Here is a 12,819-nt window from a genome sequence, read left to right as displayed (position 1 = left end):
GCAACAGTCATCAAACCTACTCCGCCGGCCGCGTCTCTTCCAGCACGCTTTCCTCGTGATAGAGGAAGCCGCCGGACTGCCGTCTCCACAGCCGCGCATAAAGACCGTCGAGCGCTACCAGTTCGTCATGCGTGCCTTGCTCGACGATACGGCCGCCATCGAGCACCACCAGGCGATCGAGGGCGGCGATCGTCGACAGTCGGTGGGCGATGGCGATCACCGTCTTGTCCTGCATCAGCCGCGTCAAATTTTCCTGGATCGCCGCTTCGATGTCGGAATCGAGCGCCGAGGTCGCCTCGTCGAGGATCAGGATCGGCGCGTCCTTGAGGAAGACGCGGGCGATCGCCACGCGCTGGCGCTGGCCTCCCGAAAGCTTGACGCCGCGCTCACCGACAAAGGCCTCGTAGCCGGCGCGGTCCCTGTTGTCGCGCAAGGTCAGGATGAACTCGTGCGCCTCGGCCTTCTTCGCCGCCGCGATCACCTCCGCATCGGTCGCGTCGGGCATGCCGAGCTTGATGTTGTCGCGCAACGAGCGATGGAAGAGGGCCGTGTCCTGGCTGACGACGCCGATATTGGCCCGCAGTGAATTTTGCGTGACGTCCGAAACGTCCTGGCCATCGATGGTGATCGAGCCGCTCTCCAGATCGTAGAGCCGGAGGATCAGATTGGCGAGCGTCGTCTTGCCGGCACCCGACGGCCCGACCAGCCCGACTTTCTCACCCGGCTTGACGACAAGGTCGATGCCGTTCAGCACCCCGAACCCCTTGCCATAGTGGAACTCGACATTTTTCACATCGATGCGGCCGCCGGCCACGACAAGCTCCTTCGCATCGGGCGCGTCGATGAGCCCGAGCGGCTGCGAGATCAGCGCCTTGGAGTTCTCCAGCACGCCGAGGTTTCGCAAGATGCTGTTGAGCTGCATCATCAGCCGGCCGAGCAGCATGTTGAGCCGCAGCACCAGCGACAGCGTGAAGGCGACCGCGCCGACGGTGATCGAGCCCTCGACCCAGAGATAGACGGCAAAACAGCCGATCGCCGTGATCATGATGCCCGACAGCGTCGTCAGCGCCATGCGCACGCCGGTGAGCCGGCGGGTGAAGGGGCGCAGCGCGTCGAGATAGATGTCGAAGCCGTTCCTGATGTAGCGGTCGTCGCCGTCGGCCGAAAACAGCTTCAGCGTCTGCACGTTGGAATAGGAATCGACGATGCGCCCGGTGATCATCGAGCCGGCTTCGGCCGTCGCCTCGGCGTGCTTGCGGATCGCCGGCAGATAGAGCTTCGCCAGCCAGCCGAAGGCGGTGATCCAGATCACCACCAGCACAGCGAGCCTGAGATCGAGCCCGGCGACCAGCGCCAGCGTCGTCACCGTGTAGACGACCATGAACCAGACCACTTCGAGGAAGCTTTCCATCAAATCGCCGGTCGCCTGGCCCGCCTGCCAGACTTTTGTGGCGATGCGGCCGGCGAAATCGTTCTGGAAGAAGGCGTAGGACTGGCGCGAGACATGCCTGTGCGCCTGCCAGCGCACCAGATTGTAGAAACCGGGCGTGATCGTCTGTTCGTCGACCAGCGCCGACAGGCCGACGACGATGGTGCGGACGACCAGCACCACCACGATCATGAACACCAGCTCCGGGCCAGCGGCGGTCCACAGCGCGTGCCAGCTGCGCTCGCCGGGAAGCTGGTCGAGGATATCGACCAGCCGCCCGACGAAGTAGAACAGGCCAGCCTCGACCAGCGGCGCGATGCCGCCGATGACCAGCATGGCGAAGAAAGCGAATTTCGCCTGGCCGACATAATGCCAGAGAAAGCCGGTGACGCTTGAAGGTGGCCGAAGGCTCGACGGCTCCCTGAACGGATAGACCCAGTTCTCGAACCAGCGATAGACGGCTGTCATCATGCGGCGGTCATCATTCTGCGGCTTGCCCCTTGGCACCGATGTCATTGGCAATGAGGTCGTTGGCGGCGTCGACGGGGCTGTCCTCGAGCAGGAAGCCGCCCGATTGGCGTTGCCAGAGCTGCGCATAGAGCCCGCCCTTAGCGACGAGTTCGTCGTGCGAACCCTCCTCGATGACGCGGCCCTGGTCCATCACCACCAGCCTGTCCATCGCAGCGATGGTCGACAGCCGGTGCGCGATGGCAATGACGGTCTTGCCTTGCATGAGCTTGTAAAGATTCTCCTGGATGGCCGCTTCCGCCTCGGAATCCAGCGCCGATGTCGCCTCGTCAAGGATAAGTATAGGCGCATCCTTCAACATAACGCGAGCAATGGCGATGCGTTGCCGCTGGCCTCCGGACAATTTGACCCCGCGGTCGCCGACATGGGCGTCGAACCCCTTGCGGCCATTGTGGTCCGAAAGCCCGCCGATGAAATCCAGCGCCTCGGCCCGCCGCGCCGCCTCGACAAGCATCTCGTCCGACGCGTCGGGCCGGCCATAGAGGATGTTGTCGCGCACCGAACGATGCAGCAGCGAGGTGTCCTGCGTGACCATGCCGATCTGGGCACGCAGCGAATCCTGCTTCACACCGGCGATCTCCTGGCCATCGATCAGGATCCGGCCGCTCTCCAAGTCGTAGAAGCGCAGGAGCAGATTGACCAGCGTCGACTTGCCGGCGCCCGAGCGGCCGACGATGCCGACCTTCTCGCCCGGCCTCACCGCCAGCGACAGGCTCTCGATGACCCCCTTCTGCTTGCCGTAATGGAAGCGGATGTCCTCGAAACGGATCTCACCCTTGGAAACAGCGATCTCCTTCGCACCAGGCTTGTCCTCGACCAGGCGCGGCAGCGAGATCGAGGCGATGCCGTCCTGCACGGTGCCGATGTTTTCGAACAGGCCCGACATTTCCCACATGATCCACTGCGACATGCCCCACATCCTGAGCACCAGGCCGATGACCACGGCCACCGCGCCGATCGTCACCGCTTGCCCCATCCACAGCCACAGCGAGATGGCGGTGACCGAGAACAGCAGCAAAGCGTTCAGGATGTAGAGCGAACCGAAAAGCACCGTTACCAGCCGCATCGACCGGTAGACCGTGTCGAGGAAGCCCATCATGCCTTCCCTGGCGAAGGAGGCCTCGCGGCGCGAATGGCTGAACAGCTTGACCGTCTGGATGTTGGTGTAGCTGTCGACGACGCGGCCCGTCATGGTCGAGCGCGCATTGGCCTGCTCCTCGCCGACCTTGCCGAGGCGCGGGATGAAAAAGCGCAGCAACAGGATGTAGCCGACCAGCCAGACGCCAAGCGGCGCCGCCAGCCGCCAGTCGGCCGAGCCGACGATGAACAGCATGCCGAGGAAATAGACGATGACGTAGTTCAGCACGTCGATCACCTTGATGACGCACTCGCGCACGGCAAGCGCCGTCTGCATCAGCTTGGTGGCGATGCGGCCGGCGAACTCGTCCTGGTAGAAGCTCATCGATTGCCTGAGCAGGTAGCGGTGCACCTGCCAGCGTATGCGCATCGGATAATTGCCCATCAGCGTCTGCTGGTTGAGCAGCGAATGCAGCCAGACGGTGCCCGGCAGCGCGAACAGCACGATGAAGGCCATGCCGGCGAGCTTCCAGCCTTCCGTCTGCAGGAAGGTTTCGCGGTTCTGCCCCGACAGCCAGTCGACGATGCGGCCGAGGAAACCGAACATCCACACTTCCGCGATGGCGATGGCCGTCACCAGCACCGCATCGGTCAGTATATAGGGCCATGCGCCGCGCGTATAATGCAGGCAGAAGGCCACCAGCGTCTTGGGCGGCTCGACCGGTTCCGCTGCCGGGAACGGATCGAGCCTTCTTTCAAACCAGTTAAACAACAACATAGGTCATGCTCGTGAAATCTGTTTCCCGCTTACGCGGCGTGGCGACGTACGAAGTCCCCGGGCCGTGTGGCGCCGAGGGCCGACGGTCCGGAATCATCCGGACCGCCGGCCCTGCTTCGCGCTATATAGGGGCTCGCGGGCTTTTCGCCGACAGGCTCGTTTGTCGATCCTGACGGTGCGGTGTCGACGAGCCGGATTTTCGCGCCCGGCCGGATCAGCCGGATAATCCGGCGCACCAGCGAGGGCCGGCCCGGGTCGGGAACCGTACGCGAAAAATCGACATCCGGCAGCATGCCGCGATGCGGCCGGCGGCGGACTTCGGCGTGGACTGCCGACGAATAGGTTTCGCCGATCAGCAGAGCCCAGGTCGCCATCTTGCGCTCGTGCAGGCTTCTTGAACCGGGTATTCTGTAGTGATCGAACATTGGTCCGTCCTCCATGTGAAGATGTGATAAAAAAGGCGAAGCAAGTTCGACCACCGGCATTCGGCCGGAGGTGCGCATTGCCTCGGTCAGGGCATGACTGAACGAGTCGGTCTGGACACGACTGAAGGAGTCGGTCCGGACACGATGCCTGGCATCGGTCTGGACACGACAAGTGTCGGTCCGGACACGCTCAGCTTGGGCGTTCAGCCCTTTTGACTTTTTGAAAAACATCGCAGGATTCCTTCGAGTGCCGAAAAATCGTTTCGGCGGGAATCGGTGCGATCAAGTCTTAGAGAGTCAGGAGAATCGTCGTACCGAAACCGCCGTGGGGCGTACTGGCCCACAGGAGAGGCGCTGGATGTGCATGGTCATCATGAGTTACCCCTCCATCGGTTCGGGTTGACAATGCTGGCCGTATACCCGACTTCGCAGAAAATGGCCACCCGCAGGTCCAGGAATTTCCAAAACCGCGAGGTCGCTGTGGCCGATCTGCCACTTATTAGAAAGACGCGGAAATGAACAATCGTCTCCGCATCGCGCTCTACCAACCTGACATCGCCGGCAATACCGGGACAATCCTGCGCTTCGCCGCTTGCCTCGGCCTTGGCGTCGACATCATCGAACCGGCCGGCTTCCCGCTCTCCGACAAAGCGCTCAGACGCGCCGGCATGGATTATATCGAAATGGCTGCCCTGACCCGGCATGTCGACTGGGACGCCTTCGAGGACTGGCGCAAGGTGCACGCGAAACGGCTGGTGCTTCTGTCGACCAAGGCGACGGCCCCTTACACCGAATTCGCCTTCGCCCACGGCGACATCCTCCTGTTCGGCCGCGAATCCGCAGGCGTGCCGGATCCGGTCCATCAGGCCGCGGACGCGCGGCTGACCATCCCCATGCAGGGTGGCGCGCGCAGCATCAACGTCGCGCTCTCCGTCGCCATGGTGGCTGGCGAAGCCGTCCGGCAACTCGGATAGCGGTTCGCCGGCAACGCCGTTTCCAGTCGTTTTCACCCAGGCGCACATCGCCTTCTCCTGTCATTTGCTCCATCGGCACTTCTTCGCTACAAGCTCAACTTAACTTGAGGTCAAGCGGAAAATGGGAAATGGCTCCAGCAACGGAACTGACGGTCGGCCAGGTGGCCATGCGCAGCGGCGTGGCGGTATCGGCACTGCACTTCTATGAGGCGCGCGGGCTGATCCGCAGCCACCGCACATCAGGCAACCAGCGCCGCTACGGCCGCGACGTGCTGCGGCGGGTGGCGATCATCAAGGTCGCGCAGGAGGTCGGCATCTCGCTGGCCGAAATCGGCGCGGCACTTGAATCATTACCTGAAGGCCGCACGCCGACGCGCGAGGATTGGAATCTGCTTTCAACGGCTTGGCGCGATAGCCTCGACCAGAAGATCAGCCAGCTAAAGAAGCTGCGCGACGGCCTGACCGACTGTATCGGCTGCGGCTGCATGTCGATCGACAAATGTCCGCTCAGGAACAAGGGCGACAGGCTGGCAAGGGAAGGAGCGGGGGCGAGGCGATTGGTTCTTCCTTCTCCCCGTTCACGGGGAGAAGGTGCCTGAAAGGCAGATGAGGGGCAGCGCGAAAAGGTTCGCGCTGCCCCTCACCTGTCTGCCGGCATCCTCTTCCCGTAACGGGGCGAGGAAATCCTAATCCGCCGCCGGCAACCGCCTGATGGTGAATTCGATCAGATCACCCGGCCGTTCGAACCAGCTTTCTATCTCGGTCCAGTATGCCTGCTTTGGGAAACGCTCGAACCATTCCTTGGCCTTGAGGCGCGCATCGGAGCGCGGCAGCACGAAGGTCTCGCGCAGGAAACCGTCGCGCGGCATGCGCTCGCGTTCGGCCCGGCTTTGGTCGAGCCTTTTCTTCAGGCCATCCAGCGGCGGTCTTGCCGGAGTGCGCACGAAACAACTCCTTGCACCTGGCGCATGACCCCGAAATCGGGTTCGGAAAGGATCATGCGCAAAACCAAAGTGACTTGACCCTGTCCCTTAAGAGATTAGGGATCGCGCCCGGAAAAGACGAGTCTTTTGTCGACCCGACCGACCCGCAACCGGAGACAGCACTTGGAACGACCTGAAATGCCACCTGGCCTGCCCGCCGACATCGAAGAGAAGAAGATGAAGGCACGGCTGTGGTTCGAGGCGTTGCGCGAACGCATCTGCGGCGCCTTCGAACAGATCGAGCAGGATCTCCAGGGGCCGCTGGCCTCATGGTCGCCGGGCCGTTTCGAGAAGACGCCCTGGGAGCGTGACCAGGGCAAGGGCGGCGGCGGCACCATGTCGATGATGCATGGCCGCGTCTTCGAGAAGGTCGGCGTCCACACCTCGACCGTTTATGGCGAGTTCTCGCCCGAATTCAGGAAGCAGATGCCCGGCGCCGAGGAAGATCCGCGCTTCTGGGCGTCCGGCATTTCGCTGATCGCGCATCCTTGGAACCCCAACGTCCCGGCCGTGCACATGAACACGCGCATGGTCGTCACTTCCAGCCATTGGTTCGGCGGCGGTGCCGATCTGACCCCGGTGCTGGACCGCCGCCGCACACAGGACGATCCCGATAGCATCGCTTTCCACCGCGCCATGCAGTTCGCTTGCGAAAAGAACGCTGATGTCGCCGACTACCCGAAATTCAAGACCTGGTGCGACGAGTACTTCTATCTGCCGCACCGCAACGAGCCGCGCGGCACCGGCGGCATTTTCTTCGACTGGCTGCATTCGGCGCAGGACAAAGGCGGCTGGAATGCCGATTTCAACTTCGTCCAGGATGTCGGGCGATCTTTCCTGGTCGTCTACGGCCATCTCGTGCGCGCCAACTTCAACGAGAACTGGACCGACGGCGACCGCGACGAACAGCTCATCCGCCGTGGCCGCTATGTCGAATTCAACCTGCTTCACGATCGCGGCACCATCTTCGGCCTGAAAACCGGCGGCAATGTCGCGTCGATCCTGTCCAGCCTGCCGCCAGAGGTCCGCTGGCCGTAAAAATATGGTGAGCGCGATGTGAACCGCATTGATGTCCCATTCGTTCGAAATGGGCATGGAATGTGGCACCGAATGCTTCGAAAAATTTCTTTTTCGTCTAATAGGCACTTGAAAAGATTGGTCTAATTCTTGTGCCGGGTCGGGAAGCGCCGGTGGTTTGCTGAGCGTAATTCCGAGGAAGTGGGAAACGCTTTTTCCGTTCGGAATTGCGTCGAAACAAGCGAGCCGCGACTCGACGCAACCGGACGGCCCAAGACCATGCGGGATACCCGTCAAAAGGATGCCCGCTCTTTCCAGGAGTACTTCCCAATGCGCAAGATCATTGTTTCGGCCGCCGCGGCGGCCTTGCTCGCTTCCGGTTCGGCAGCATTCGCCGCCGTCAAGCACACCACCGGCACGGTCAAGACCTTCGACGCGACAGCCATGAGCCTGGTTCTTGACAATGGATCATCTTTTACGCTTCCCAGCACCTTCAAGGATCCTGGCCTGAAGGTCGGTGAAAAAGTCAGAATCTCATGGGACACGAGCGGCAAGAACAAGATTGCCGAGTCAGTCAAGATCGTGAAGTGACGACCAACCCGCCCGGGCTGGACGAGACGATGTCCGGCCCTGCCCTGGGCTAAGCGTAAGAGGGCGGAGCGGAGCCGCTCCGCCTTTTTGTGGTTGACCGCAACCAATACCACCCCATCTGTGTTATGCTTTCCGCCCGCTCAGGCTCCGAAAGTCCAGGCCCGGAATTCGAAGCGTGGGCCAAGAAAGCACCGGGGCCTCGCCCAGGCTCCACGGAGGAAAAAGGGAGAAATCCGATGAAGGAATTTCACTGCGGGTCGCTCGTTCCCGGCTGTGACTGGCACACCCGAGCCGACGAGGAAGCCGAGGTGATGCGCCGGGCCGTCGAGCATATGCGCGAGACGCACGGCGAGACGACCATCCGCGAAACTATGATCGAGGCGATCCGTTCACGCATCGAGAAGGCCCGCGACGCCGCGTAAGCTGTGCGCCGACCTTGACGCCCGCCATTCGCTTTGGCGTTGTGGGCGCTTTGATACATGGCACCGCACCTGCTCCGTATTGCGACGACGAGATGTTGCAGGAAATCGCTTCGACGCGGTGCACGTCACCTTGTGAGTAAAAAATATATTCCCTCCAGCTAAAATAAACCCCGCGGTAACCCAACCGGTGCCACTGTCGGCCGGACAATCCGGGTATTGTGGGCTGCCAGAGAAGCCCGTCGCCACCAGGCACTGATCCGGATCGGTGGGGTGGTGAGGTGGTTCGCGCATGCGCGAAAAGTCCGGCAGTCGACTGAGCTCCTGCACAATGGCGCTCGTTTCGTGCGCGCTCATTGGCGCATCGCCGGTTGTTGCCCAGGAATTGACGACATCGTTGGTCGACGTCCATCAGGGCTCGCCGCTCAGCGATCGCGCGCGAGGCTTGGGCAATGGCGGTTACGAATTGCAGAGCGGAAACCGGGTATCGTTCAACCAATGGTACCGCGCAAGCTGGGTCGATATGCACGTGGACCTCATCACCCAGATCACCCAGGACACCGGCATCCTTTGGGGATTTGGGACCGGGGAACAGGGCGAGAAATACAGGATCGAGCCCAGCCTCAAGCTTGGTTTCCTCACCCAGATGCATCCGAGCCCGAACAGCACCCTTTCCCTGTCGCTTACCACCGTGATCGGCGGCAAACTCACCGAAAAATCCTGCCAGGCCGACTATGGCGACCTCGGTACCTACAGCGTCAATTGCCGGCTTGCGGCCAGCCAGATGGCTCCTGAGGAAACGTTGAAATATCTGGTTAACGCTAAACCGGAGAGCCAGCATCTGTGGCTGAACTACCGTGTTACTTTCTGATCGCCGAAGGCCATGGATTGAAAAACCGCGGTTCGCGATCGCCCGTACCAGTTTCTTGTTTGATCGGAGTAGGAACATGCCAGCTAGACATTTGAAATTCGGTATCGCCATGGCCTTCGCCATGCTGTCGGCGCCGATCGCGTCGGCCCAGCAGGCCCCCGATGCCGACGAGATGGCCGCGCTGTGCCATGGCGGCCTGTCCATATGCGTAAGCGCAAAGATCCCGGCCGCGCGCACGCAAGCAGCAACAACACCAGGGTGGATGAGCCCCGACGTCGGTGCCGCGTGGGCCGGGGGTTACAAGGGCAAGGGCGTCACGATTACGATCGTTGACGATTTTTCCAGTACATCGCGGTTCTCCGGCAACTTTGGCATTGGGGTGCAGACCCAGCGGCACGGCGAATGGACACGCGAAGAAGCCTCCATGATTGCCCCCTTGGCAACCATAAGGTCGAAAGACTTCACAACCAGCTCGGCGGTGACGCTGGCGCCTGGCCTGAACGTGCTCAATCTGAGTTATGGCATGTACGCTACAGCGGGCTACAGCCCAAACCAGATTGGATGGAGCGCCGAGGAGGCTTCGATCATCTCTTATGCCACCAGAGGGTCAGCCGTTGTCTCCAAGGCAGCCGGCAACGACTCCGTTGCCGTGGGCGGTGTCACCAATGGCCAACAGGACTATCTCGACCTCGCCCTGGTCGGCAAAGCGTCAGCGATCTTCGTCGGCGCGCTGTCAACGAACGGCACGACGTCAAACCCGGCCCAGCTCGCCTGGTACTCCAACTACGCCGGGTCCAATCCGCTTGTGCAAAGCCATTTCCTTGTAGTCGGTGTCGACGGGAGCAAGACGGGCCTTTATGGCACGTCCTTCGCCGCGCCGATCATTTCAGGCTATGCGGCGATCATCGGCAGTAAATTCACCAAGGCGACGCCGACCCAGATCACCAACGATCTGCTCAACACGGCTCGTACCGACACGCTGGTCAACTATAGCGCCTCCACCTACGGCAAGGGCGAAGCAAGCCTTTCGCGTGCCTTGGCTCCCGTGGCCATCAGGTAGATGGGCCGCGCTTCGTGCACGATATTCGAGCCAGGCTCTAGGGTTCAAGGGCCTTCGCGGCGCGTTCGAGCAGTGCGCCGCGATCAGGCGCAAATCCCGCTTCGACCCATTCCGCCTCGAGGTTCTTGAGGATCTCGCCGAGCTTCGGCCCAGGCTTGGCGCCAAGTGCGGTCAGATCGGCGCCTTTCAGCGGAAACGACGGCTTTTCCCATTTGAGCGCAAAGGCGAGCAGGCGCGAGAAACCGCCGGCTTCGAGCAGTGCGTCATTGTCGTCGACGGCACGCACCCGCGCCGAGGCGAGCGACAGCCGCAGGCGATCGACAAAGCCTTGCCGATCGCCACGATAGAGCCGCTTGGCCAGTTCGCCCTCGGTCGTCTTCGGCTCGACGGCAGCCGTCAGCCCCCAGTGGCGCAGGCGATCAGCTTCCGCGGTCGACAGTTTCAGCCGCTCGGCCAGTATTTTCATGCGCGCCGCATCCGGCGGCACGATCGCCTCCAGCCGCAGCATCGCGTCGGCCGCCCAGACCAGATCCTTCTCGGCCTTGGTCAGCCCGTGGATGGCGTCGATGCCCCATCTCTCGCTTTCCGGCAGCGCCGCGGTCAGGACCCCGGCCTGCCGCATCCACAGCAGCGCCCGAGATGGGTCCGGCGCCGACAGAAGCTTCTTCACTTCGGACCAGACGCGCTCGGCCGACAGCTGTGCGAGCCCGTCCTTCAGCCGCGCGCAGGCCTTCAGCCCCTCTGCGTCTGGCCGGCCCTCGCCATACCAGGCGAAAAAGCGGAAAAAGCGCAGGATGCGCAGGTAATCCTCGCGGATGCGTGCTTCCGGATCGCCGATGAAGCGCAGCCGCCGTGCCTCGATGTCGGCGATGCCGCCGACCAGGTCGACAACCCTGCCGTCGGCCTCGGCATAGAGCGCGTTGATGGTGAAATCGCGCCGCTCGGCGTCGAGCTTCCAGTCGCGGCCGAACGAGACCTTCGCGCGGCGGCCATCGGTCTCGATATCGGCGCGCAAGGTGGTGATTTCATAGGGCTTGCCGCCTGCGACCACAGTAATGGTACCGTGCTCGATACCGGTTGGCACCGCCTTGAAGCCTTTCGCCTCGGCGCGGCGGATGGTTTCCTCAGGCAAACAGGTGGTGGCGATGTCCACGTCGGCGACCGTCTGACCCATCAGCGTGTTGCGCACCGCGCCACCGGCGATACGCGCCTCCTCACCGCCTTCGGTGAGCGCGGCAAGCAAGCGCTGCAGATGCTTGTCGGTGAGCCAGTCGGCCCTGCCCGCGATCGAAACACTCACGCATAGAGCCTTTCATAGAGCGTACGGATAATGCCGGCGGTGACGCCCCAGATGCGCCGGTCGCCGTAAGGCATGTCGTAGAAGAACCATTCGAGATCGTTCCACATGCGGCTGTCGCGCTTGTGGTTGGCGGGGTCCATCAGGAAGCGCAGCGGCACCTCGAAGGCCGCGTCGACTTCATCGGTGTTCAAGGCGAGCTCGAAACCGGGCCGCACGATGCCAAGCACCGGCGCGATGCGGTAGCCGCTGCCGGCGACATAATCGGGCATGCGTCCGAGGATCTCGATGCGATCCTGGCCAAGGCCGATCTCCTCGAAGGTCTCGCGCAGTGCGGCGGCTTCCGGGCTCGCATCGGTGGCATCGATGGTGCCGCCGGGAAAAGCCACCTGCCCCGAATGGTTGCGCAGCTTTTCGGCCCGTTTGGTCAGGAGAACCGTCGCCTCGCCTTCGTGATCGACAACCGGGATCAGCACCGCCGCGTTGCGCAACGCCTTGCCCTGGTTGAGGCGCGGATGGCCCGGATTGAAGCGGTGATCGCCATAGTCGTCGCTGGCATGGGCCTGCGGCTGGGCGGCGAAGCGCGCGCGAAAATCCGCCGATGAAAACGGCATCGGCGTCACCTGGTCCATCACGCGCTCAGCCGCTTCAGTTGATCCGCCGGCATGATCGCAAACACCGCTCCCCTGGAGCGCACGGCGAACATCATCCTGCCGTCGATCTCGATCTCCTCGGCATGCTCGACCAGTTCGTACATGACCGGCCGCGCCACCAGCGCCTCCAGCCTGCCGCGCACCAGCACATAGGGCTTCAATCCGCCGGTCTCGTTCTCGTCGACGAAACGCAGCGGCCGCTCCGGTCCGGCCTCGACGACATCTCCGACATTGGTGCGGAAAGTGATGACTTGCTGGTCACCGCTGCCCGAAACGTCCATTTCGACGGCGATGAAGGGTGCATCGGCGACCCGGATGCCAACCCTTTCCACTGGCGTCACCAGATAGGTCCTGCCATCGGCATCCTTGCGCAGCACCGAAGAGAAAAGCTGCACCAGTGGCATGCGACCGATCGGCGTGCCCAGATAGAACCAGGTGCCGTCGGCCTTGATCTCCATGTCGAGATCGCCGCAAAAGTCGGGATTCCAGCGCTCGACCGGCGCCGCGCCCTTGCCGGCACGTGCCGCACGCGAGATCAGCGCCTCCAGGCCGCGCGCCTCGGTGGCATCGGCAAGGCTCTGTTCGCGATGTTCGAAGTGTTCCGACATGGTCACGAAATAGTCACTGTTGTTCCGCTTGTCAGCCTAAGTCTGTGATTTAAGTTCCAACGTAGGCGCCACGCGAGGCCGAATCGCGGCAACTTATGCTATGCTGCAA

The 12,819-nt window shown here is 62.4% G+C and carries 14 protein-coding genes; 7 read left to right on the top strand and 7 right to left on the bottom strand.

The window, feature by feature from the left end:
• Positions 1-16: 16 nt before the first annotated feature.
• The 3 genes from AC0NIH_RS11255 to AC0NIH_RS11245 are packed head-to-tail and all read right to left on the bottom strand — an operon-like array spanning position 17 to position 4,237.
• On the bottom strand, positions 17-1,900 hold the full coding sequence (locus tag AC0NIH_RS11255; protein ID WP_473467945.1) for an ABC transporter ATP-binding protein: 1,884 nt from the start codon (positions 1,898-1,900) through the stop codon (positions 17-19).
• Positions 1,901-1,910: 10 nt separating this feature from the next.
• Positions 1,911-3,812, bottom strand: a complete 1,902-nt coding sequence (locus tag AC0NIH_RS11250) for an ABC transporter ATP-binding protein (RefSeq protein WP_473467943.1) — start codon at positions 3,810-3,812, stop codon at positions 1,911-1,913.
• 29 nt (positions 3,813-3,841) lie between these two features.
• On the bottom strand, positions 3,842-4,237 hold the full coding sequence (locus AC0NIH_RS11245; RefSeq protein WP_473467940.1) for a hypothetical protein: 396 nt from the start codon (positions 4,235-4,237) through the stop codon (positions 3,842-3,844).
• A gap of 515 nt (positions 4,238-4,752) precedes the next feature.
• On the opposite strand from AC0NIH_RS11245, the gene AC0NIH_RS11240 reads away from it, so the two are divergent.
• Complete coding sequence (locus AC0NIH_RS11240) at positions 4,753-5,211, top strand: tRNA (cytidine(34)-2'-O)-methyltransferase (RefSeq protein ID WP_473467938.1); 459 nt, start codon at positions 4,753-4,755, stop codon at positions 5,209-5,211.
• A gap of 128 nt (positions 5,212-5,339) precedes the next feature.
• Entirely contained in the window at positions 5,340-5,810 is a 471-nt protein-coding gene (gene soxR / locus AC0NIH_RS11235) for a redox-sensitive transcriptional activator SoxR (RefSeq protein ID WP_473467936.1), read from the top strand.
• An 87-nt stretch (positions 5,811-5,897) separates the two neighbouring features.
• Here the strand turns inward: soxR and AC0NIH_RS11230 are convergent, their stop codons facing one another.
• Positions 5,898-6,155: a hypothetical protein gene (locus AC0NIH_RS11230; protein ID WP_013893458.1), complete on the bottom strand. Its 258-nt coding sequence runs from the start codon at positions 6,153-6,155 to the stop codon at positions 5,898-5,900.
• 162 nt (positions 6,156-6,317) lie between these two features.
• Between AC0NIH_RS11230 and hemF the strand changes: the two genes are divergently transcribed.
• From hemF to AC0NIH_RS11205, 5 genes are all read left to right on the top strand, one after another.
• Positions 6,318-7,232: an oxygen-dependent coproporphyrinogen oxidase gene (gene hemF / locus AC0NIH_RS11225; protein WP_224687731.1), complete on the top strand. Its 915-nt coding sequence runs from the start codon at positions 6,318-6,320 to the stop codon at positions 7,230-7,232.
• A 309-nt stretch (positions 7,233-7,541) separates the two neighbouring features.
• A complete protein-coding gene (locus AC0NIH_RS11220) occupies positions 7,542-7,802 on the top strand; it encodes a DUF1344 domain-containing protein (RefSeq protein ID WP_023768021.1) in 261 nt (86 codons plus the stop codon).
• A gap of 236 nt (positions 7,803-8,038) precedes the next feature.
• Positions 8,039-8,224 carry a DUF1059 domain-containing protein gene (locus AC0NIH_RS11215; protein WP_023779579.1) on the top strand — a complete coding sequence of 62 codons (186 nt, stop codon included), beginning with the start codon at positions 8,039-8,041 and terminating at the stop codon, positions 8,222-8,224.
• Between the two features lie 289 nt (positions 8,225-8,513).
• Positions 8,514-9,092, top strand: a complete 579-nt coding sequence (locus AC0NIH_RS11210; protein WP_031250348.1) for a hypothetical protein — start codon at positions 8,514-8,516, stop codon at positions 9,090-9,092.
• A gap of 109 nt (positions 9,093-9,201) precedes the next feature.
• A complete protein-coding gene (locus AC0NIH_RS11205; RefSeq protein ID WP_473467933.1) occupies positions 9,202-10,152 on the top strand; it encodes a S8 family serine peptidase in 951 nt (316 codons plus the stop codon).
• A gap of 37 nt (positions 10,153-10,189) precedes the next feature.
• On the opposite strand, the gene AC0NIH_RS11200 is transcribed toward AC0NIH_RS11205, so the two are convergent.
• Genes AC0NIH_RS11200 through AC0NIH_RS11190 form a run of 3 tightly spaced genes read right to left on the bottom strand, consistent with a single transcriptional unit; the run spans position 10,190 to position 12,710 of the window.
• Positions 10,190-11,452: a CCA tRNA nucleotidyltransferase gene (locus tag AC0NIH_RS11200; protein ID WP_473467931.1), complete on the bottom strand. Its 1,263-nt coding sequence runs from the start codon at positions 11,450-11,452 to the stop codon at positions 10,190-10,192.
• Positions 11,449-12,081, bottom strand: a complete 633-nt coding sequence (locus AC0NIH_RS11195) for a CoA pyrophosphatase (protein WP_473467929.1) — start codon at positions 12,079-12,081, stop codon at positions 11,449-11,451. The genes AC0NIH_RS11200 and AC0NIH_RS11195 overlap by 4 nt, the downstream gene beginning before the upstream one ends.
• A complete protein-coding gene (locus tag AC0NIH_RS11190; protein ID WP_473468017.1) occupies positions 12,081-12,710 on the bottom strand; it encodes a DUF1285 domain-containing protein in 630 nt (209 codons plus the stop codon). Before AC0NIH_RS11190 ends, AC0NIH_RS11195 begins: the two co-directional genes overlap by 1 nt.
• Positions 12,711-12,819 lie beyond the last annotated feature (109 nt).

The organism is Mesorhizobium sp. WSM1386 (assembly GCF_055901595.1).
The sequence above is the reverse complement of the archived record's forward strand: the minus strand, read 5'-3'. Positions and strand labels throughout refer to the sequence as shown.